Here is a 21,614-nt window from a genome sequence, read left to right as displayed (position 1 = left end):
GAATTATTTCATTTCAATGACAAACAGGGCCACCTTTCCGGTGGCCCTGCCCCAGGAAACTAGCGGCGATTCTTCCACACGGTCTGAATATTACAGAACTCATGCAGGCCGAAATGGGACAGTTCGCGGCCAAAGCCACTCTTTTTCACTCCGCCAAACGCCACCCGCGGATCGCTGGCGCTGTAGCCGTTGATGAACACGCCACCGCACTCAAGGCGGGAAGCCATCTCCAGCGCAAGTTGTTCATTGGCGGTATATACCGTGGCGGAAAGTCCGTAATCGCTGTCGTTTGCCAGTTCAAGGGCATGCTCGCTGTCGCGGGCGACGGTAATCGCGGCCACCGGGCCGAACAGCTCCTGGCGGAAAGCGGTCATCTCTGGCGTCACATCAGTCAGCACGGTTGGCGCATAGTAGTTGCCCTCGCCGGGCAATTTGTCCCCGCCAGTCAGCAGTTTCGCACCCTGTTTAAGTGACGTTGTCACTTGCTCATGCAGCTCATCTCGCAGATCGTAACGCGCCATTGGCCCGATGCGGTTAGCTTCTTCCTGCGGCGAGCCAACCTCATAGTTTTTTAACTCGGCAACAAAGCGGTCGGTAAAAGCTGCGGCGATCCCGGCTTCAACAATAAAGCGTTTCGCAGCGGCACAAACCTGCCCGGTGTTCTGGAAGCGCCCGGCCACCGCGGCTTTTACGGCTTCGTCCAGGTTTGCATCGTTAAGAACGATAAACGGATCGGAACCGCCCAGTTCCAGCACACATTTTTTCAATGCAGCACCGGCCTGAGCACCAATAGCCGCCCCGGCTCTACCGCTGCCTGTAACCGTTACGGCGGCAACGCGTGGGTCGTTAATCGCCTGGCTTACCCCCTCCGGCGTGACGTTAAGCAACGCGAACAACGACGACGGGAACCCGGCATCCGTAAACATCTGGCGGATAATGTCGGCGCAGCCCATTACGTTTGGCGCATGTTTCAGAATATAGCTGTTCCCGGCCAGCAGAATCGGCACCGCACCGCGCAATACCTGCCACAGCGGGAAGTTCCACGGCATCACCGCGAGGATCGGCCCAAGCGGGCGGTACTCGATAACCGCGTTGTTGTTTTCAACCTGAGTCGTCTCCGCACCCAGCATCGCCGGGCCATGCTCTGCGTACCAGTCGCAAAGATTGGCTGATTTCGACACTTCTGCGCGCGCCTGCAAAATCGGCTTGCCCATTTCGGCGGTGATCATCTGCGCCATGGCTTCGCCGTGCTGACGCACCGCAGCGCCCAGGTCACGCAGTTTTTGCGCACGTCCATTTAGCGGTGTGGTCCGCCACTGGTTAAACGCCCGATGGTTACGCGCCAGCGCAGCATCAATCTGTTCTGCGTTCTCGAAAGGATAAATCGCAATGCGCTCACCGGTAGCGGGATTGCGTGAAATGGCGTGGGTTTGCCCGGTTACTGATTGCATGGTGGTGCCTCAACAGGTGAATGATATGTTAACAGTAGCCTTGAGGCGCAAAGTTTAAAAATGAATAATACTAAGCAAACCCTTCACGATTTGAGAAAGCTATGGATCTGACCCAGCTGGAAATGTTTAACGCCGTTGCGGAAACCGGCAGCATCAGCGCGGCCGCGCAGCAGGTGCACCGCGTTCCGTCCAATCTCACTACCCGCATTAAGCAGCTGGAGGCCGATTTAGGCGTGGCGCTGTTTATTCGTGAGAATCAGCGGCTAAAGCTTTCCCCGTCCGGCCACAGTTTCCTGGCCTACAGCAAACGCATTCTTGCTCTGGTAGAGGAAGCAAGAATGGTGGTATCCGGCGATGAGCCTCAGGGGCCACTCGCGCTTGGCTCGCTGGAGAGTACCGCGGCGGTGCGCATTCCGGGCCTGCTGGCTCACTTTAACCAGCGCTATCCGAAAATTCATCTTTCGCTGGCGACCGGGCCTTCAGGCGACCAGATTGATGGCGTCCTGGAAGGTCGACTCTCGGCCGCCTTTGTTGACGGCCCCGTGCTGCATCCGTCTCTCGAAGGCGTGGCGGTGTATCGAGAAGAGATGACCATCGTCGCCCCGGCCGACCACGCCCCCATTCACAGCGGCGCAGACGTCAACGGCGAGAGTATTTATGCGTTTCGGGCAAACTGCTCCTACCGCCGCCATTTTGAGAGCTGGTTCCACGACAGCCAAGCCATGCCGGGCAAGATCCACGAAATGGAGTCCTATCACGGGATGCTGGCCTGCGTGATTGCGGGCGCCGGGCTGGCGCTAATGCCGAGAAGCATGCTGGAGAGTATGCCAGGCAGCCATCAGGTGAGCACCTGGCCGCTGCCGGAAGAGAAGCGTTATCTGGATACCTGGCTGCTGTGGCGGCGTGATGCCAAAACTCGCCAGCTTGAAGCCTTTATTTCTCTGCTGGAATAGCCCCCGTAAACGGGGGCAAACATCATCAGCCTTTCTTTACGGTGATGCTCCAGCTGGCGTCGCCCACCTGCTGGTAATCAGAAATACTGTGCCCTTCTTCGGCCGCCCACTGCGGGATGCTCTCGGTGGCCTGCGTGCAGTCAAAATCAATAACCAGCTCGTCGCCGCTGTTCAGCTTATCCATCGCCGCTTTTGCCTCAATCAGAGGGAACGGGCAGACCAGATTCACAACATCTAATTTTTTAACGGTCATACAACTCTCCTTTCAGCTACGCCGACGCGGCCTGTGTTCGGGCCTGGCGCTGCGGACGTACGAATAAATACCAGGACGCGGTCCACACGCCAAGGATCATGAAAATAAGGCCAATCCAGCCCTGCCAGGTCATTACCGCGGTCATCACCAGGCCATTACCGATGGAGCAACCGCCTGCGATGCTGGCGCCAAAGCCCATCAGAATACCGCCGCCAAAGCTACGAACGGACGTTTTCGCGTCAGCGGCACGAATGCGGAATTCGCGGCTGGCTTTTGCCGCAATAAACGAGCCGATGAAAATCCCGAGCACCAGGAACACCCCCCAGTTCAGGTACTTGTCATCCCCCGCCACCAGATACTGCATGATGTTGGCGCTTGGCGAGGTAATACCCAGCCCAAAAATACGCCCGGTTGCCACGCTCAGCGGCCAGGCGAGGGTCGCTATCAGGCCAATCAGAATGGCGGTCACAAACGGATGCCAGCGCTTTTCAAACAATACATGTGCGAGCCCGGTTCTCTTCGGCGGCAGCGAGGCGATTTTCAGCTTCGGTTTGCGCAGCTCCTTGATAACCACCCAGGCTGTCACCGCCACCAGCAGCACGATAAACGGCCATACAGGCAGCCCGAAGGTGTCGGGAATGGAGTTGTGCTCCGTGCTGAGCGCCTGCACTTCTTTATTAAAGCCGGTTAAATGGCTGGAGCGCATCACCGCGCTGGTGAGCATATAGGTAAACAGCGCGATCCAGCTGCCAATCAGGCCTTCTCCCGCGCGATACCAGGTGCCCGTTGCGCAGCCACCGGCCATAACGATACCGATGCCAAAGACATAGCCGCCAAAGACGGTGCCAAACCACGGGAAAGCGCCCGCGTCATAGCTGAACTGACCGCTGGCTATCATGGCGAAGACGCCGATACTCTGAATGGAGATGGCAATAAGTAAGGCATAAAAGACGCGGTTATTTTTAGCGATATACATATCGCGGAAACCGCCGGTCAGGCAGAAACGGCCGCGCTGCATCACAAATCCCAGCAGCGCGCCGCATATCAGGCCACTTAACATCATGGTAATTACGCTTCTTAATTTTTTACGAAGCGATCATTATTCCTTTCCCGCTACGGCGAGAGCCAATAACAAAAGTGTATAATATATTCCAGCGGGTAATAGCCCCCTAGCGCAACAGCACTTTGCCAATCAGATAGGTCACGGCTTTGCCGCCAATCAGCACACGCTCGCCTTTATACTGGCAGCGCAAATCGCCGCCGCGATAAGAGACCTGCCGTGCCAGCAGATGCGTTTTGTTCAGCTTATCAGCCCAGTAAGGGATCAGCATGCTGTGGGTGGAGCCGGTGACGGGATCCTCTGGCACCGATTCGCCCGGGCAAAAGAAGCGGCTGACAAAATCATATTCACCTTCACCTTGCGCGGTGATACAGACCATTTTTTCCAGCGGGATCATGGCGTTGATATCAGGCTCAATAGCTTCGACCGCAGCCTGACTTTCCAGTACAACAACGTAATCTCTGCCAACGCGCAGCTCTTTGCATGCGCTCTTTGCATGCGCTAATTCCAAGCGTTGCCAGCACGTCTGGCCGCGGTGCAATCTCCTGCGTTTCCCATGCGGGGAAGTCCAGCGTAAGCCATTCGCCATTACGCGTGACGGTCAGCGGGCCGACAAAGCGCGTGCTGAAATGAATAATCGGCTCCGGGTAATCCAGATGCTCGAAAATAACGTGGGAAGCCGCAAGGGTAGCATGACCACAAAGATTGATTTCACCCTGCGTGGTAAACCAGCGCAGCTCAAAACCCCCATCGGTGGTGACAAAAAAAGCCGTTTCCGACTGATTGTGCTGCTGTGACATTTTCAGTAGCGTTTCATCCGGTAGCCACTCGCTAAGCGGGCAGACCGCAGCGGCGTTGCCACCAAAGGTGGTGTCGGCAAAGGCATCTACCATATAAAAGTCAATTGCTTGCATTGTAATAACTCCTGCTTTTCATTGTTATTTTCTCCCCGTCTACCATGACACACTCATTCGTACCACGCTGCTTTTTTTCCGGCTTTTTTCCAGCATCATTGAAAATGAGACATAAATCACAAAATGGGTTGTGCCGCCGATCTGATGGTTTTATGATCTGGCCATTCCTTCCTCTTATTAACCTGCGCATTCCCTTATGACAATCACTACCGTCTCACGCAAAACGGCGTGGCTACGGGTCGTAACTCTCGCGGTTGCCGCCTTTATTTTTAACACTACCGAGTTTGTGCCGGTTGGCCTGCTGTCAGATATCGCCCAAAGCTTTGGCATGGAAACCGCACAGGTCGGGATCATGCTGACTATTTATGCGTGGGTGGTTGCACTGATGTCGCTGCCTTTCATGTTGATGACAAGCCAGGTTGAGCGCCGCCGACTACTGATTTATATTTTCCTGCTGTTTATTGCAAGCCACGTGCTGTCGTTTCTCGCCTGGAACTTTACCGTGCTGGTCATCAGCCGTATCGGTATCGCCTTCGCCCACGCCATTTTCTGGTCCATTACTGCTTCACTGGCTATCCGCATGGCGCCCGCAGGCAAAAAAGCGCAGGCGCTGAGCTTACTCGCCACCGGCACCGCGCTGGCAATGGTGCTGGGCTTACCTCTTGGGCGCATTGTTGGGCAGTATTTTGGCTGGCGCACCACCTTTTTTGTCATTGGCGTTGTCGCGACCATTACGCTGTTCTGCCTGATAAAACTGTTGCCCAAATTGCCCAGTGAGCACTCTGGTTCACTTTCCAGCGTACCTAAGCTGTTCCGCCGTCCGGCGCTGGTCAACATCTATGCGTTAATCGCCGTGGTGGTTACCGCGCATTACACCGCTTACAGTTATATTGAACCTTTTGTCCAGCAGATTGCCGGGCTCAGTGCCAATTTCGCTACGCTGCTTTTACTGCTGTTCGGCGGCGCGGGTATCATCGGCAGCGTGCTGTTTGGCAAATGGGGGAATAAATATGCTTCGGGACTGGTTTCCGGCGCGATTGCGCTGATGGCAGCTTGCCTGGTCCTTCTACTGCCCGCGGCGCAAAGCGAGCTAACCCTCGCCGGGCTCAGTCTGTTTTGGGGCATTTCAATTATGATTATTGCCCTCGGGATGCAGGTGAAGGTTCTGGCCCTGGCGCCGGATGCCACCGACGTGGCGATGTCGCTGTTCTCGGGTATTTTTAATATCGGCATCGGCGCGGGCGCGCTGGTGGGCAATCAGGTCAGCCTGCATATTTCCATGGCGGATATCGGCTTCATTGGCGCAATTCCGGCGCTTGTCGCGCTGTTCTGGTCAATAATTGTGTTTCGCCGCTGGCCGGTGGCGCTGGAAGAGCAGCCCCGGCCGACGCATTAACAAAAACGCCCTCATCACGAGGGCGTTTTGCTTTAAACCATATCAAATCAGGCCGGATAAGTCTTAATAATTTCCAGCACGCCGTTAATAATAAACTGCACGCCCATGCACACCAGCAGGAAGCCCATCAGGCGGGAAATTGCCTCAATACCGCTTTTACCTACCATGCGCATAATCGCGCCAGAACTGCGCAGGCTTGCCCAAAGAATCAGGCCCACGACAAGGAAGATCAGCGGCGGCGCAACGGTAACTACCCAGGCGGGAAAGTCCGAACCGGCACGCACGGTAGACGCCGAACTGATGATCATCGCGATGGTACCCGGCCCCGCCGTGCTTGGCATCGCCAGCGGCACAAAAGCGATATTCGCTTCGGGCTCTTCGCTCAGCTCTTCCGACTTGCTTCTCGACTCCGGTGATTCATGCGCCTTTTGCTGCGGGAACAGCATGCGGAAACCAATAAAGGCAACGATCAGCCCCCCGGCAATACGCAGGCCCGGAATTGAAATCCCGAAGGTATTCATCACCACCTGACCGGCGTAATACGCCACCATCATAATGACAAACACATTCACCGAAGCCATAAGTGCAGTGCGATTGCGTTGCCGGCTATTCATGTCACCGGAAAGCCCAAGGAACAGTGCCACGGTGGTGAGCGGGTTAGCCAGCGGCAGTAACACCACCAGGCCAAGGCCGATGGCCCTGAGTAAATCCATCATATTTTTATCCTTTTTTTGTCCTTTATCGAGCGGGCTTAGCAGGTTTGAGTATAGCAGCACGCAGTTTACCGACGGCGGGTGAAGCGTTTTAGCTTTTCGTGGCATCGGCTAAATCATCGCGTTGACTTATACTTGCCTCGGCAATAATATCTGCCGTGACTAATCTACTTGCCTGGGCAAACATAGTGAAAAGCACCTGTGATCTGTTTAACGAAATCATCCCCCTCGGGCGGTTGATCCATATGGTGAACCAGCACAAAGATCGCCTGTTAAACGACTCGCTCTCCCCGCTGGATATTACCGCTACCCAGTTTAAGGTGCTGTGCTCTATTCACTTCGAAGTTTGCATTACCCCGGTCGAGCTGAAAAAAGTGCTTTCCGTTGACCTCGGTGCGTTAACCCGAATGCTTGACCGCCTGCTATGCAAAGGCTGGATTGAGCGTTTGCCGAATCCCAACGATAAGCGAGGCGTTCTGATCAAGCTTACGCCTGAAGGCGTTGCGCTGTGTGAAGAGTGCCGAAGCCTGGTGGGGCTTAGCCTCCATAAAGAACTCACAAAAAACCTGACGGACGACGAAGTCGACACGCTTTATCGCCTGTTAACAAAGGTATTGCCGTAAACCTGCAAAGAGGTGAAACGATGTCCAGACGCAACAACGATGCGATTACGATTCATAGCATTTTGGGGTGGATAGAAGATAACCTGGAAACCCCGCTCTCGCTGGAGAAGGTTTCTCAGCGTTCGGGTTACTCCAAATGGCATCTGCAGCGGATGTTTAAGAAAGAGACCGGCCACTCGCTGGGCCAGTACATCCGTAACCGTAAGCTGACCGAAATCGCGCTCAAGCTCAAAGAGAGCAACGAACCGATACTTTATCTGGCAGAGCGCTATGGGTTTGAGTCACAACAGACGTTAACTCGCACCTTTAAGAACTACTTCTCGGTACCGCCGCATAAGTATCGAGTCACGCGTCTTGCCGGAGAAGGCAAGTATCTGCATCCGTACAATCAGTACTGTAGCTTGTGTAATTAATGCATCGCCGCCTGTTTTACAGACGTAATCGAGGAAATATGAAATTCATCTCCGCAGCCGCCCTTCTTCTGGCGCTGGCATCGACAAACGCTCTTGCGGAGCAGTCTGGTAGCTTCAACGCCACCCAGGCTAACTACGGCAACATGATCTCCTGCTCCGGCGGTCAGCTGTCTAAAGGCCCACAGCACACCGCTGCTGAACGATCTGAACAACTGGGTTCTCCGTACTACCAAGGTAACGCCGGTTCGTAAGATCAAGGCTAACCCGCCCGATCTGGGCGGGTGCCGCAAACGTCAGGATGAAAGCCCTTTCACCGAACGCCTGATGCGCAAACCAAAGACGTTGATGTATAACCCCCCCATGATCAGTACCGCGCCAAGCAGCTGCATCACCGTAAGCTTTTCCCCAAGCATCAGCGCAGCACTGGCCATGCCAACCACCGGCACCAACAGCGACAGTGGCGCAACACGCCAGGTCTCGTAACGCCCCAGCAACGTTCCCCAAATGCCGTAGCCCACGATGGTAGAGATAAACGCCAGGTAGATGAGCGAAAGAACGGTCGTGCTGTCGATATTCACCAGGCTTTGCAGTATCGTTTCTGGCCCATCCAGCAGCCAGCTTGCGGCAAAGAACGGCAGCACCGGGATAAGCGCGCTCCAGACAATAAGCGACATGATCGCCGGGCGCGGCTCGTGCTGCATAATCATTTTGTTGAAGATATTACCAAACGCCCAGCTCATTCCCGCGGCCAGCGTCAGCATAAAGCCTAGCAGCGCAACGTGCTGCCCTGCAAAACTGCCCTCAATCAGCACCAGCACGCCGAATACCGCGAGGGTAATCCCCGCCAACTGTTTGGCCTGAAGGCGTTCGCCAAAGAAAAACGTGCCCAGAATGATGGTGAAAAACGCCTGAGACTGCAGCACCAGAGAAGCCAGCCCTGCAGGCATACCAAACTTAATCGCGGTAAACAGGAAGGCGAACTGCCCGAAACTGATGGTCAGCGCATAGGCCGCCAGCAGGCGAAACGGGAGCTTTGGCCGGGCTACAAACAGCAGCGCGGGAAACGCCACCAGCAAAAAACGCAGACCCGCCAGCATCAGCGGCGGCATATTGTGCAGCCCCAGCTTAATAACCACAAAATTCACGCCCCAAATCACCACCACCAGCAACGCCAGCAGCCCATCTTTACGCGTCATTATCCCGCCCCTGTATTTATTATCGATTTGTAAAAAAATAAACCTTATCCGCTTCAGCAAACAGATACAGATCCCCCCTTTTGTCAGGAGTACAGATGTGTTGTATCGTGCTTTCGCCAGATCTGGTTGCTATACCAGGCTGATTTTTCGTGATAAATCTTTCGTTCTCTGACCTCACCATGACTAAAACAGACCACCATGACCGCCCTAAGAAATCTGTTTGCCGGCAAACAACTTGCAACAACTGTGTTACTTATTTCTTCGCTGCTGCTGACTATCGGGCGGGGTCTGACGCTGCCGTTTATGACCATCTATCTTTCACGCGAATACCATATGGCGCTGAAAGATATCGGCCTGGCAATTACCCTCGCGCTGGTGGCCGGGGTGTTATTCAGCCTGTGGTTTGGCATTCTTGCGGACAAATTCGATAAGAAAAAGGCGATGCTACTCGCTATCGTCATTTTCCTCGGCGGCTTTACGGTTATCCCACTGGTGCACAATGCCGGGCTGGTGGTGCTGTTTTACTCCATTATCAACTGCTCTTACACGGTGTTTTCCGTGGTGGTGAAGGCATGGTTTTCCGACACGCTGGACGTCAGCCTGAAGCCCAAAATATTCTCTCTCAACTATACCTTCGTTAACGTTGGCTGGACCGTCGGCCCGCCGATTGGCACCTTCGTGGTGATGTACAGTACCAACCTGCCGTTCTGGCTCTCCGCCATGACCGCCCTGCTGCCGATTTTGATGATTAGCCGCTACGTGAAAAGCCAGCCGGTTAACGCCAGCGCCTCTTCTGAATCGGAAGACAAGATTTTGCCCTCTCCGCGCGTCATGCTGCGCGACAAACAGCTCATGTGGTTTACCGCGTCGGCATTTCTGGGAACGTTGGTATATGGCGCTTTCGCAGGCTGCCTCTCTCAGTATGCGATAGTTATCGGTGATACGGGGCTGGCGGAAAAAGTTGTTAGCGTCGTGCTGTCGGTCAACGCCATTGTGGTTGTCGCTTTCCAGTACTTCCTGGGGAAAAACATTCGCCCCGATAACATCAAAAAGATGATGTTCTACGGCACACTCTTTTTCGTCTGCGGCCTCGGCGGCTTTATGATTTCAGGCACTAACCTGTGGCTGTGGGGGTTGTCTTCGCTGGTGTTTACCATCGGGGAGCTTATCTACGCGCCGGGGGAATACATGCTTATCGACAACATCGCGCCGCCGGGGCTGAAATCAAGCTACTTTGCCGCCCAGCAGCTCGGCTGGCTTGGCGGGGCCTGTAACCCGCTGGTCACCGGGCTGTTGCTGAGCTGGCTGCCGCCTTACATGCTGTTCGTGGTGCTGATGGGGACGATTTTACTGGCTTACTACGCCGTCGTGATCGGCATGAATACGGCGCCCCGCCAGCCCATAACGGCCTGACGAGGCGCTGTTGATTACACGGCCTTTTCGTATTTGATAAAGCCGGACTTCCGCGCCACTTTGTCGTACAGGGTTTGCGCCGTGGCGTTGGTTTCATGGGTATGCCAGTAAAGGCGCGAGCTGTTGTTGGCCTCTGCGTGCTGGCGTACCGCTTCAATCAGCGCCCGGCCAACGCCTTTGCCTCTTGCCTGCGGGGCCGCAAACAGATCCTCGAGATAGCAGTACTGGGTTGCTGACCAGGTGCTGCGGTGATAGAGGAAGTGGGTGAATCCCAGCATGTTCCCCTGCTCGTCGAAGGCGCCCAAGCCCCATACCGGCTCTTGCTCATCCAGCATGCGCTGCCAGGTTAAATCCGTGACATTGTCACTTATTTGTGCGTCGTAGAAGGTCAGGTAGCCCTGCCAGAGTGCTTGCCACGCCTCGCGGTCGTCCGCCGTTAACGGGCGCACGTCTACCCGACGAGCGGGTTCGCTTTTCTGGCGGCTAAGTGCATCGCGAATAGCCGCCAGCCCTGTATGCTGCACGCCGTTGGTCATATTTTCCGGGGACAGCCAGCGCTCAAAAGCGAGCTTCACCAGCGGCCATTCACCATCGGTGATGGAGAACCAGGCCGTATCGCGAGTGCGCCCTTTGTAAATCCCCATCTGGCGGAATACGCCCTCAAAGCGGAAACCAAACCGCAGCGCCGCACGACGGGAAGGTCCGTTCAGGCTATCGCACTTCCACTCGTAGCGGCGGTAACCCAACACTTCAAAGGCATACTTCATCAGTAAGAAATGCGCTTCCGTAGCCTGAACGGTACGCTGTAGCAGCGGGGAAAACACCACAAAGCCGACCTCAAGGCTGCCGTTTGCCGGGTCAATCCGCATCAGCGACAGCGTGCCCAGCGCCTTGCCGCTGGCGTTATCCACGACGGCAAAATGGAAAGGATCTGCACTTTGCGCTGCCCCGGCAATGTACTGAATAAAATCGGCTTCGGTGTCGAAGGGGCCGACGCTGAGATAAGTCCAGCCACGCGCATCTTCAGCCTGACCCCAGGCCTGCCACAGCTGAGCCCCATGCTGAACCGCGCTAAGCGGCTCAAGGCGGCAAAACTGCCCGTTTAAGGTGACGTGTTCCGGCAGCGGGCGGCGCTGCCAGTCAGGAAGAGAATGGCCAATCGGCTGCTGGAAATTGTTAACGGTAAAAGACATGCTAACCTCAGGAATATGAAAGTGAATATCGAAAACTATAGGCGCGCAGAGGTTCAGCCAAAAGTACCACAATCATTAAATTTTGGCAGACCACTTATATCGCCACCAGCCCTCTGACGCCTTCCTGTTCCATCGCGCTGCCGTCGCCACGCTGAATGATTTCTCCGCGCGACATCACAAGGTAATTATCGGCAAGCTCCGCGGCAAAATCGTAAAACTGTTCCACCAGCAGAATAGCCATATCACCCCGCCCGGCGAGATGCCGAATCACCTGGCCTATCTCCTTGATGATCGACGGCTGTATTCCTTCCGTTGGCTCATCCAGAATCAGCAGTTGAGGTTTACAGGCCAGCGCACGGCCAATCGCCAGCTGCTGCTGCTGCCCACCGGAGAGATCGCCGCCGCGCCTGAGCTTCATCTCTTTCAGCACCGGGAAAAGCTGGTAAATCTCTTGCGGTACGGCTTTAGCCTCTCGGCCGGAAAAGCGCGACAGCCCGATCAGCAGGTTTTCCTCCACCGTCAGGCGTGGAAAGATTTCTCGCCCCTGAGGAACATAGGCAATGCCTGCCTGCACGCGCTGATGCGGTTTACGCTGGGTCAGCGTTTTCCCCTGCCAGCTGATGCTTCCGCCCTTCACTGGAATTAGCCCCATCAGGCATTTTAGCAGCGTGGTTTTCCCCACGCCGTTGCGCCCGAGCAGACAAGTCACCTCTCCAATACGCATGTCAAAGCTGACGCCGCGCAGAATATGGCTGCCGCCGTAATACTGGTTAAGTTCATTCACCTGCAGCATCTTTGCTCCTTAACGGCCTAGATAGACGTCGATAACCTGCTCGTTGGCCTGCACTTCGCGAAGCGTGCCTTCCGCCAGTACCTGCCCCTGATGCAGCACCGTGACGTGGTCGGCGATGGTTTCAACAAAGCCCATATCGTGCTCAACCACCATCAGCGAGTGCTTGCCCGCCAGGCTGCGGAACAGCTCCGCCGTGTACTCTGTTTCGGCATCCGTCATGCCCGCCGCAGGCTCATCCAGCAGCAGCAAATGCGGCTCCTGCACCAACAGCATACCGATTTCCAGAAACTGTTTTTGCCCGTGAGAAAGCAGCCCCGCCCGGCGATGGCGTTCCCCGGTAAGCCGCAACGTGATTAACATCTCGTCGATGCGATCGCGCTGCTCGCCGCTGAGTTTTGCCCGCAGGCTTGCCCACACGGATTTATCGTTTTTCTGCGCAATCTCCAGGTTTTCAAAGACTGTGAGTGCCTCAAAAACAGTGGGCTTTTGAAACTTACGGCCAATGCCACGGCGGGCAATTTCAATTGGCTCAAGCCGCATAAGATCGATAGATTGATCGTAAAAGGCTTTACCGCTTTGCGGTTTAGTCTTGCCGGTGATCACATCCATCAGCGTAGTTTTTCCCGCGCCGTTCGGGCCAATTATGCAGCGCAGCTCACCTACGCCGATATTCAGCGACAAATTGGTTAATGCCTGAAACCCATCAAAGTTAACGTTGATATTTTCCAGCGCCAGTACCGGGTCGGTTTGCTCGCGAAAGCGATCCGTGGGGTGCTGGCGGGTAAACAAAGATTCGGCAGGCTGCATCATTTCTCTCCTCTGCGCAGCAGGCCAATCACCCCGCGCGGTAAAAACAGCGTCACCAGAATAAAAATCAGGCCGAGAAACAGCTGCCAGTACTCCGGCACCGCCATCGTGAAGTAGCTTTTAGCCCCGTTCACCAGCCCTGCGCCCAATACCGGGCCGATCAGCGTCCCGCGTCCGCCCAGCGCCACCCAAATAGCGGCCTCGATAGAGTTGGTCGGTGACATTTCACCAGGGTTAATGATGCCGACCTGCGGCACGTACAGCGCCCCGGCTAAGCCGCACAGCACCGCAGACAGCGTCCATACCAGCAGCTTGAAGCCTCGCGGATCGTAGCCACAGTAAGTCAGGCGGTTCTCTGCATCACGGACTGCCGTCAGAATGCGGCCAAACTTGCTCCGCGCCAGCCAGAAGCCAAGCCCAACGCTTGCTACCAAAAGCAAAACGGTGGCGATAAACAGCCCAATACGCGTGCCGGTTGCCGTCACCGGCATCCCTAACAGCGTGGTAAACCCGGTGAAGCCGTTATTGCCGCCAAAGCCGGTTTCATTGCGGAAAAACAGCAGCATCCCCGCCCAGGTCAGCGCCTGGGTCATGATCGAGAAATAAACGCCCTTAATCTTTGAGCGGAAGGCGAAGAACCCGAAGACAAACGCCAGCAGGCCCGGCACCGCGACAATCAGCAGCAGCGCCCAGGCAAAGTGCTGCGTGCCCCACCAGTACCACGGCAGCTCGCTCCAGGAGAGAAACGACATAAAACCCGGCAGCCCGTCACCCGCGGTCTGGCGCATCAGGTACATCCCCATAGCGTAACCACCGAGGGCAAAAAACAGCCCATGCCCGAGAGAGAGCAAACCGGCATAGCCCCAGACCAGATCCAGCGCTACCGCGACGGTGGCATAACAAAGGATCTTGCCGACAAGCGTCATGCTATAGGTCGACAGGCTAAGCGGATTGCCTGCCGGCAGCAGCGTCAGGAATGGCAGCGTCAGCAGCAATACAACCAGCAAGGTGCCCAACACCAAAGTCAGGCGCGGGGCTTTACGCCCGAGCGTTAAAGTCAGCGGCATACTCATCAGTCAATGACCCTCCCTTTGAGCGCAAACAGCCCCTGTGGCCGCTTCTGAATGAACAGGACGATCAGCACCAGAATAAGAATTTTTCCCAGCACCGCACCGATTTGCGGCTCGAGGATTTTGTTAAAGATGCCGAGCCCGAACGCCGCGGCCACGCTCCCGGCAAGCTGCCCGACGCCGCCCAGCACCACCACCAGGAAGGAGTCAATGATATAGCCCTGCCCAAGCTCGGGGCCCACGTTACCCAGCTGAGAAAGCGCCACCCCACCCAACCCGGCAATGCCAGACCCAAGTCCAAAAGCGAGCATATCCACACGCCCGGTAGAAACGCCGCAGCACGCCGCCATCGCGCGGTTTTGCGTCACGGCCCGCACGTTCATCCCCAGCCGCGTTTTGTTCAGCAACAGCCAGGTAAACAGCAGCACCAGCAGCACAAAGCCCAGCACCACCAACCTGTTCCACGGCAGGATCAGGTTCGGTAAAACCTGCAGGCCGCCCGACAGCCAGGCCGGGTTAGCCACTTCCACGTTCTGAGCGCCAAACAGCATGCGCACGATCTGGATCAGCATCAGGCTGATGCCCCATGTAGCAAGCAGCGTTTCCAGCGGGCGACCGTACAAATGGCGGATAATCGTGCGCTCAAGCGCCATGCCAATCCCGGCAGTAATCGCAAAGGCCACCGACAGCGCGACCAAAGGATAAAGCGCCAGCCACGCCGGGGCGAACTGCTGGAATGCAGTCTGAACGCCCCACGCTGAGTACGCGCCCAGCATCAGCATTTCGCCATGCGCCATGTTGATAACGCCCAGCAGGCCATAGGTGATCGCCAGGCCCAGCGCGGCCAACAATAAAATCGACCCCAGGGAAAGCCCCATAAACGCCTGGCCGAGGATATCGCCCAGCATCTGGCGATGCTCAATTTTACGCAGGCCCTCTACGGCTGCCTGGCGCACCGCCGCATTCGGCTCCGCGCTCGCGTCGGTTAACGGCTTGAGCAAGGCTTCGGTATCCGGATCGGTGGACTTGCCGAGCAGCTTAACCGCCTCCAGGCGAATTTCTGCCTGCGGGCTTGTCAGCTCCAGCCGTGCAATCGCCAATTCAAGCGCGTCCCGCACGCTTTGCTCTTTTTCTGCGTTTATACGCTGCTGAAGAATCGGGAGTAATTCCGGCGGCGCCTCTTTCTGCAAGGCTTTAGCCGCATTTAAACGCATAGTGACGTTGTCACTTATTAATTGATGGCTCGCCAGCGCCCCGGCGACCAGGACACGAAGCCTGTTGGTCAGGCGCAGCTTTGTTGTCTCGCCCTGTGGTTGGGCTTCGTCGCCCAACGGCGTCAACGTGGCGCCAGTCTGGTTAAAAGCCGAATGCCCGTCGGTGACCAGCGTTTCCTGCTTAAGCGAATTCAGCAGCGGTAAACGAGCAGGATCGGGCGATAGCGTCCAGTTCTGGAGCAACTCCGCCTGAGCCGTACGATTCGCGGTCGAAAACGTCTCCGCGTCACCGGCGGCGGCAAGCCCCGGCAATAAAGCGGCCACAACCAGCAGCAGCCGGGCCAGTGTTGCTAATGTCATGGCGTTCTCCTGTTTGATTTCAACCTGTTGCCCCTCACCCTAACCCTCTCCCCAGAGGGGCGAGGGAATAAAGGATTTAACCCTCACCCTTCCAGAAAGAGAGCATTCCCGCTTTTCCCCCTCTCCCTTCGAGGGAGAGGGTCGGGGTGAGGGTAAAAATGAGCTGAGGGTAAAAATCAGTTGCTGGCGGTCTTCACCGGCAGATCAGATTTCTTATCGTTCCCCGGAATAAACGGACTCCACGGCTGGGCGCGCACAGGTTTGTCGGTCTGCCACACCACGTTGAACTGGCCGTTACTTTCGATCTCGCCGATCATCACCGGCTTGTGCAGGTGGTGGTTAGTGGCATCCATCGTCAGGGTAAAGCCGGACGGCGCGTTGAAGGTCTGCCCGGCCATCGCCGCGCGGACTTTATCCACGTCCGTCGTCCCCGCTTTCTCAACGGCCTGCGCCCACATATGGATGCCGACGTACGTCGCCTCCATTGGGTCGTTGGTCACCACGGTATTGGCGTTCGGCAGGTTGTGGGCTTTGGCGTAGGCCTTCCACTCGCTGACAAACTGCTTGTTGGTCGGGTTATCGACGGACTCGAAGTAGTTCCAGGCCGCGAGATTGCCCACCAGGGGCTTGGTGTCGATGCCGCGCAACTCTTCTTCGCCCACGGAGAAGGCCACCACCGGCACGTCGGTCGCTTTCAGCCCCTGGTTCGCCAGCTCTTTGTAGAACGGCACGTTGGAGTCACCGTTGATGGTGGAGATCACCGCCGTCTTACCGCCAGCGGAGAATTTTTTGATGTTGGCCACAATAGTCTGGTAGTCGCTGTGGCCAAACGGCGTGTAGACCTCTTCGATGTCTTTATCCTGAACGCCCTTCGAGTGCAGGAAGGCGCGCAGGATCTTATTGGTCGTACGCGGATAAACGTAGTCCGTCCCCAGCAGGAAGAAGCGCTTCGCCGCCCCGCCGTCTTCGCTCATCAGGTATTCCACCGCTGGAATTGCCTGCTGGTTAGGCGCCGCCCCGGTATAAAACACGTTCGGCGACATCTCTTCCCCTTCGTACTGCACCGGGTAGAACAGCAGGCCGTTCAGCTCTTCAAACACCGGCAGCACCGATTTACGCGACACGGATGTCCAACAGCCAAACACCACGGCAACCTTATCCTGGCTCAGCAGCTGGCGGGCTTTTTCGGCGAACAGCGGCCAGTTTGACGCCGGGTCAACCACCACCGGCTCCAGCTTTTTGCCGAGCACGCCGCCCTTCGCGTTAATGTCGTCGATGGTCATCAACGCTACGTCTTTAAGCGGCGTCTCTGAAATGGCCATGGTGCCCGACAGCGAGTGCATGATCCCGACTTTGATGGTATCTGCCGCCTGGGCGGCGAACGCCCACCCGAAGCTGAGAACCGAAGCGGAAAGCGCGAAAGCTTTAACAAAGGTACGACGTTGCATAAGTCTGACTCCCCTGAAGAAACAATAAATGGTTAACTCAGCTTGAGTTGCCGAGCCTGGTGCAGCATATGAAGCGTTATCTGGCGAACCTCTTTCTGACTTGCGGCTATATGGTCGTGTAGTCGGGTTTGTGCCTCCTCCAGGTTGCGGTTCCCTATGGCGAGCAGAATTTGCCCATGCTCGGCGTACGTCGCACTGACGCGCGGCTGCCGGGTAAAGTCCAGCCTGCGAACAATGCGGATTTTTTCGGTGATCTCCCGGTGAACCCTCGCCATTTCAGGGTTGCCCGCCGCAGAAACCAGCGTCATATGAAAAGTCTCGTCGTGCGGCGCGACGTTTATGCCCTCGTCGAGCGGGGGTTCATCCAGCCAGAACTGTTTCAGCGCCTGCAGCGGCAGCGGAAAAACAGAATCAGCCCGCTGGCAAAGTCGCTTCACCGCCTCCAGCTCCAGCACAATACGCAGATCGTAAAGCGCTTCGAGATGATCGAAGTCCACCGCCCGGATCTGCCAGCCGCTGCGGGGCTGTACGTCGACATAACCTTCCTGCTGCAGGGCGTAAAGCGCCTGGCGAACCGGCGTGCGGCTGGCGCTCATGCGGTCCGCAATTTCGTTTTCGCTAAAGCGGTCGCCCGGCAGCAGGAGAAAGTCGAAGATTTCCTGCTTTAGCTGTTGGTAGATACGTTCGGCTACGGCTTCTGGTCGCTTTGGCATAGGACTACACCGCCTCCAGCCACAGCAGCGCATCCCCCGGCCCCACCGGTCGGCCCTGCTGGCACTGAATGCGCACGACTTTGCCGTCGCACGGCGCGCTGACTAATAGCTCCATCTTCATCGCCTCCACGACGATCAGCGGTTCGCCCTGCTTTACGCTCTGGCCCGGCTCAACGAGTATTTTCCAGATATTGCCGTTCAGGTCGGCGCTGACGAGCTGGCCGGCCTGTTCCTCCGCCGGCAGTTCCGCCGCCATCAGGGCGCTCTCCACCGCCGCGCTTTCCTGCTCTTTCCAGTGCGCAACTTCGCTCAGGAAGGCTTCCTGCTGGCGGTTACGGAATGCGGTGATATCGTCGGCGTTTTCCTCAAGGAAGCGGCTATATTCGGCAAAATCGAACTCAACTTCTTCGATTTCAACCTGAGCACGCCCTTCACGAAACGCCGTGCGGAACGCGATCAACTCCTCTTCACTTACCGGGTAGAACCGCACCTGGTCGAAAAACTTCAGCAGCCACGGCTCGTCGCCAAACTGCTCGTTTTTGAGGAATTTGTTCCAGATAGGCAGCGTGCGCCCCACCAGCTGATAACCTCCTGGAGAGTCCATGCCGTAGATGCACATATACATCCCGCCGATACCAACCGTGCCTTCTGCGGTCCAGGTCCGCGCCGGGTTGTACTTCGAACTCAACAGGCGGTGGCGCGGGTCAAGCGGCACGGCACAAGGCGCGCCGAGATAGACATCGCCCAGCCCGAGTACCAGATAGCTGGCATCAAACAGGATCTGCTTCACCTCGTCACGGCTTTGCAGCCCGTTGGTGCGCTGAATAAAATCGACGTTGTTCGGCAGCCACGGCGCGTCTTCTCGCACCGTTTGCTGGTAACGCTCCACCGCGGCCAGCGTCGCACTGTCTTCAAAGGCCAGCGGTAAGTGGACGATGCGTGAAGGAATTTTCAGCCGGGTCACATCGCCAAGCTGTTTTTCAATCGACAGCAGCAGCGTCAGCAGCTGGCTCTGGGAAACACGCTGACTGTCGTAGCGAATTTGCAGCGAACGCACGCCAGGAGAGAGTTCCTCGATACCCGCCTGCGCCGCCTGGTTAATTGCCTTCATTAGCAGATAAATACGCAGGCGCAGCGCCAGGTCGAGCACGTTATCGCCGTATTCGATCAACACATAGTTGTCGCCCGCCTGGCGGTAAACCACCGCCGGCAGCGCACCCTGAGCAGGAATTTCCGCCAGGATCGCCGCGCTGGTCGTCGCGCCTGGCGCAATCGACGGGTGCAAATCCGGCAGGCTGGCTCCGGCACACAGATTGGTCACCGCCACCTGCTGGGCAATCTCCAGCGACTGCGCGTGTTCAAAACTGATGGCGTGGAAACGAATGCGATCGCCCGGCTTCACCTGCCCGACTTTCCACAATTCCGCTTTCGCAATCGTCACCGGGCAGACGAACCCGCCCAGGCTTGGGCCGTCACGCGTCAGGATCACCGGGAAGTCGCCGGTAAAGTTCACCGCACCGATGGCATATTCACAGTCGTGAACGTTGGAAGGATGCAGCCCCGCTTCGCCGCCGTCGGCTCGCGTCCACGCCGGCTTCGGCCCCACAAGGCGCACCCCGAGGCGGTTAGAGTTGTAATGAACCTGCCATTCAGCGCTGAAAAAGGTTTCCATCGACTCCGGGGTAAAAAAGTCCGGCGCGCCGTGCGGCCCGTAAAGCACGCCAATCTCCCATACCTCGCCGTACTGCGGGATCAGCGCGGGTTCCGGAGCCTGCGGCAGGCTAATCGGCGCAGGTGTAGTGCAGGCTGGCAGACAAGGCTGAGAAATGGCCAGCACGTCCGCGACGCGTAATGTGCGCCCCGCATGCCCGCCAAACTGGCCGAGCGCAAAGGTGGAACGGCTGCCGAGATACACCGGCACGTCAAAGCCGTTGCGTACCGCCAGATAGGTGCGGCAGCCGCTGCTCGCTCTGCCCAAAGTGAGGATCTGCCCGGCTTTCACTACGGTGGGCTGCCAGAAAGTCACCGACTGGTCATCCAGCATCGCCGGGCAAGGCGCACCGGTCAGCGCGATGGTGGCCTCGCTGTGGAAGCGCAGCGTCGGCCCCTGCAGAGTAAACTCCAGCCCGGCGGCGGAAGGATGGTTACCGACGATGCGGTTCGCCAGACGGAAGGCAAAATCATCCATCGGCCCGGACGGCGGCACGCCGATATCCCAATACCCGAGACGACCGGGGCTGTCCTGAATGCTGCTCCAGGTGCCAGGCTCCAGCACTTCCACGGCCTGCGCCTGATAGCTCACGCTATCCAGCAGGCGGGTCCACATCACCCCGGCCTTAAATTCCGGCAGGCGAACGATCTGGCGCAGATAGTCCAGATTGGTGGCGATCCCGTGCAGCCGGGTGGCCGCCAGCGCGTCGTTCAGTTTACTTAACGCCTGCAGGCGGTCTGCACCGTAAACAATGATCTTGGCGATCATCGGATCGTAGAAAGCGCTAACTTCGCTGCCGGTGCTGACCCAGCCGTCAACCCGCACGCCTTCAGGGAAATAAACGTCGGTCAATACGCCCGGCGAAGGCTGGAAGTTTTTCAGCGCGTCTTCGGCGTAAATGCGAACTTCGATAGCCGCGCCCTGCGGCGCTGCGGCCATTTTTTGCCAGTCCGGGGAAGCCTCTGCCGCCACCAGCACCATGCACTCGATCAAATCCAGACCGGTTACGCACTCGGTCACCGGGTGCTCAACCTGCAGGCGAGTGTTCACCTCCAGGAAATAGAACGCATCCCGCGCTGCGTCGTAGATAAACTCCACGGTTCCCGCGCTGCGGTAATGAACGGATTCACCCAGCGCCACCGCCGCACGGTGCAGCGCCTCACGAGTTGCCTGTGGAAGATTAGGCGCGGGCGTTTCCTCGACCACCTTCTGGTTGCGGCGCTGCAGCGAGCAATCACGCTCTCCCAGGGCCACCACCTTGCCCTTCCCGTCGCCAAAAATTTGCACTTCCAGGTGGCGCGCTTTGTCGACAAAGCGCTCGATAAACACGCCATCGTCGCTGAAAAACTGCGCGCCCATGCGTTTCACGCTTTCCCAAGCTTCAAGCAATGCTGATTCGCTGTCGCAGCGGGTCAGGCCAATCCCGCCCCCGCCTGCCGTGGTTTTTAGCATCACCGGATAGCCGATTTCCGCCGCCGCCAGCCGCGCTTCCGCAAGTGATGTCAGCAGCCCGGTGCCCGGCGTCATCGGCACGTCCACGCCGGAGGCCAGCTCACGGGCGCGGTGCTTGAGGCCGAAATCGCTGATTTGCTGCGCCGTGGGTCCGATAAATACGATTCCAGCCGCTTCGCAGGCCTCGGCAAATTCGGCGCGTTCGGAAAGAAAACCGTAGCCGGGGAAAATCGCCTCTGCGCCGCTCTCTTGTGCCGCCGCCAGTATTTTTTCGATATTCAGATAGGTGTCGCCGGCTTTATCTCCGCCTAGCGCCATCGCCTCGTCGGCATCAATGACGTGCTGCGCGCTGGCGTCTGCGTCGGAATAAACGGCCACGCTGGTGATGTTCATTTTTTTCAGCGTGCGCATAGCACGACAGGCAATTTCGCCGCGGTTGGCAATTAAGACTTTGCTAAACATATTCCT

Annotated in this window: 19 protein-coding genes and 1 pseudogene; 6 read left to right on the top strand and 14 right to left on the bottom strand. The window is 57.1% G+C overall.

Going from position 1 to position 21,614, the window contains the following annotated elements:
- Positions 1–59: 59 nt before the first annotated feature.
- Positions 60–1,451: a succinate-semialdehyde dehydrogenase gene (gene sad / locus VGM55_RS18280; RefSeq protein WP_331636242.1), complete on the bottom strand. Its 1,392-nt coding sequence runs from the start codon at positions 1,449–1,451 to the stop codon at positions 60–62.
- Between the two features lie 101 nt (positions 1,452–1,552).
- Between sad and ptrR the strand changes: the two genes are divergently transcribed.
- Positions 1,553–2,404, top strand: coding sequence for a putrescine utilization regulator PtrR (ptrR, locus tag VGM55_RS18275; RefSeq protein ID WP_154185579.1), 852 nt, complete (start codon positions 1,553–1,555; stop codon positions 2,402–2,404).
- A gap of 25 nt (positions 2,405–2,429) precedes the next feature.
- Here ptrR and tsuB read toward each other — a convergent pair whose 3' ends face one another.
- The 3 genes and pseudogenes from tsuB to VGM55_RS18260 form a co-directional block, all read right to left on the bottom strand.
- Positions 2,430–2,657, bottom strand: coding sequence for a thiosulfate utilization sulfurtransferase TsuB/YeeD (gene tsuB, locus VGM55_RS18270; protein ID WP_331636241.1), 228 nt, complete (start codon positions 2,655–2,657; stop codon positions 2,430–2,432).
- A 16-nt stretch (positions 2,658–2,673) separates the two neighbouring features.
- A complete protein-coding gene (gene tsuA, locus VGM55_RS18265; protein WP_331636240.1) occupies positions 2,674–3,720 on the bottom strand; it encodes a thiosulfate utilization transporter TsuA/YeeE in 1,047 nt (348 codons plus the stop codon).
- A 106-nt stretch (positions 3,721–3,826) separates the two neighbouring features.
- A pseudogene (locus tag VGM55_RS18260) lies at positions 3,827–4,631 on the bottom strand (PhzF family phenazine biosynthesis protein).
- 196 nt (positions 4,632–4,827) lie between these two features.
- Between VGM55_RS18260 and VGM55_RS18255 the strand changes: the two are divergent.
- Positions 4,828–6,027, top strand: coding sequence for a sugar transporter (locus VGM55_RS18255; RefSeq protein ID WP_154185585.1), 1,200 nt, complete (start codon positions 4,828–4,830; stop codon positions 6,025–6,027).
- A gap of 47 nt (positions 6,028–6,074) precedes the next feature.
- On the opposite strand, the gene VGM55_RS18250 is transcribed toward VGM55_RS18255, so the two are convergent.
- Positions 6,075–6,743 carry a MarC family NAAT transporter gene (locus tag VGM55_RS18250; protein WP_154185587.1) on the bottom strand — a complete coding sequence of 223 codons (669 nt, stop codon included), beginning with the start codon at positions 6,741–6,743 and terminating at the stop codon, positions 6,075–6,077.
- 185 nt (positions 6,744–6,928) lie between these two features.
- Here VGM55_RS18250 and marR point away from each other — a divergent pair, with 185 nt between their 5' ends.
- Genes marR through VGM55_RS18235 form a run of 3 tightly spaced genes read left to right on the top strand, consistent with a single transcriptional unit; the run spans position 6,929 to position 8,027 of the window.
- Positions 6,929–7,363 carry a multiple antibiotic resistance transcriptional regulator MarR gene (gene marR, locus VGM55_RS18245; protein WP_331636239.1) on the top strand — a complete coding sequence of 145 codons (435 nt, stop codon included), beginning with the start codon at positions 6,929–6,931 and terminating at the stop codon, positions 7,361–7,363.
- 20 nt (positions 7,364–7,383) lie between these two features.
- The gene (marA, locus tag VGM55_RS18240) at positions 7,384–7,776 is read left to right on the top strand and encodes an MDR efflux pump AcrAB transcriptional activator MarA (RefSeq protein ID WP_154185589.1); all 393 of its coding nucleotides are present in this window, start codon (positions 7,384–7,386) and stop codon (positions 7,774–7,776) included.
- Between the two features lie 38 nt (positions 7,777–7,814).
- Positions 7,815–8,027, top strand: coding sequence for a multiple antibiotic resistance regulatory periplasmic protein MarB (locus VGM55_RS18235; protein WP_154185591.1), 213 nt, complete (start codon positions 7,815–7,817; stop codon positions 8,025–8,027).
- 42 nt (positions 8,028–8,069) lie between these two features.
- Here the strand turns inward: VGM55_RS18235 and eamA are convergent, their stop codons facing one another.
- On the bottom strand, positions 8,070–8,972 hold the full coding sequence (gene eamA / locus VGM55_RS18230; RefSeq protein WP_331636238.1) for an O-acetylserine/cysteine exporter: 903 nt from the start codon (positions 8,970–8,972) through the stop codon (positions 8,070–8,072).
- Between the two features lie 198 nt (positions 8,973–9,170).
- On the opposite strand from eamA, the gene VGM55_RS18225 reads away from it, so the two are divergent.
- On the top strand, positions 9,171–10,385 hold the full coding sequence (locus tag VGM55_RS18225; protein ID WP_331636237.1) for an MFS transporter: 1,215 nt from the start codon (positions 9,171–9,173) through the stop codon (positions 10,383–10,385).
- 14 nt (positions 10,386–10,399) lie between these two features.
- Here VGM55_RS18225 and VGM55_RS18220 read toward each other — a convergent pair whose 3' ends face one another.
- The 8 genes from VGM55_RS18220 to uca all read right to left on the bottom strand — a co-directional run bounded on the left by VGM55_RS18220 (position 10,400) and on the right by uca (position 21,608).
- Positions 10,400–11,578, bottom strand: coding sequence for a GNAT family N-acetyltransferase (locus VGM55_RS18220; RefSeq protein ID WP_331636236.1), 1,179 nt, complete (start codon positions 11,576–11,578; stop codon positions 10,400–10,402).
- A gap of 94 nt (positions 11,579–11,672) precedes the next feature.
- On the bottom strand, positions 11,673–12,371 hold the full coding sequence (urtE, locus tag VGM55_RS18215; protein ID WP_331636235.1) for an urea ABC transporter ATP-binding subunit UrtE: 699 nt from the start codon (positions 12,369–12,371) through the stop codon (positions 11,673–11,675).
- 9 nt (positions 12,372–12,380) lie between these two features.
- Positions 12,381–13,178: an urea ABC transporter ATP-binding protein UrtD gene (urtD, locus tag VGM55_RS18210; protein ID WP_154186280.1), complete on the bottom strand. Its 798-nt coding sequence runs from the start codon at positions 13,176–13,178 to the stop codon at positions 12,381–12,383.
- A complete protein-coding gene (gene urtC, locus VGM55_RS18205) occupies positions 13,178–14,251 on the bottom strand; it encodes an urea ABC transporter permease subunit UrtC (protein ID WP_331636233.1) in 1,074 nt (357 codons plus the stop codon). The genes urtD and urtC overlap by 1 nt, the downstream gene beginning before the upstream one ends.
- Positions 14,251–15,822, bottom strand: a complete 1,572-nt coding sequence (gene urtB / locus VGM55_RS18200; RefSeq protein WP_331636232.1) for an urea ABC transporter permease subunit UrtB — start codon at positions 15,820–15,822, stop codon at positions 14,251–14,253. The genes urtC and urtB overlap by 1 nt, the downstream gene beginning before the upstream one ends.
- Before the next feature lie 176 nt (positions 15,823–15,998).
- The gene (urtA, locus tag VGM55_RS18195; protein ID WP_154185605.1) at positions 15,999–17,270 is read right to left on the bottom strand and encodes an urea ABC transporter substrate-binding protein; all 1,272 of its coding nucleotides are present in this window, start codon (positions 17,268–17,270) and stop codon (positions 15,999–16,001) included.
- 32 nt (positions 17,271–17,302) lie between these two features.
- Positions 17,303–17,983, bottom strand: coding sequence for a GntR family transcriptional regulator (locus VGM55_RS18190; protein ID WP_331636231.1), 681 nt, complete (start codon positions 17,981–17,983; stop codon positions 17,303–17,305).
- A 4-nt stretch (positions 17,984–17,987) separates the two neighbouring features.
- On the bottom strand, positions 17,988–21,608 hold the full coding sequence (uca, locus tag VGM55_RS18185) for an urea carboxylase (protein WP_331636230.1): 3,621 nt from the start codon (positions 21,606–21,608) through the stop codon (positions 17,988–17,990).
- Positions 21,609–21,614: the final 6 nt, after the last annotated feature.

It is taken from the genome of Cedecea sp. (genome assembly GCF_036500665.1).
Lineage (GTDB): Bacteria > Pseudomonadota > Gammaproteobacteria > Enterobacterales > Enterobacteriaceae > Cedecea.
Note: the sequence above shows the minus strand (reverse complement) of the source record. Positions and strands in the feature narration are given on the sequence as shown.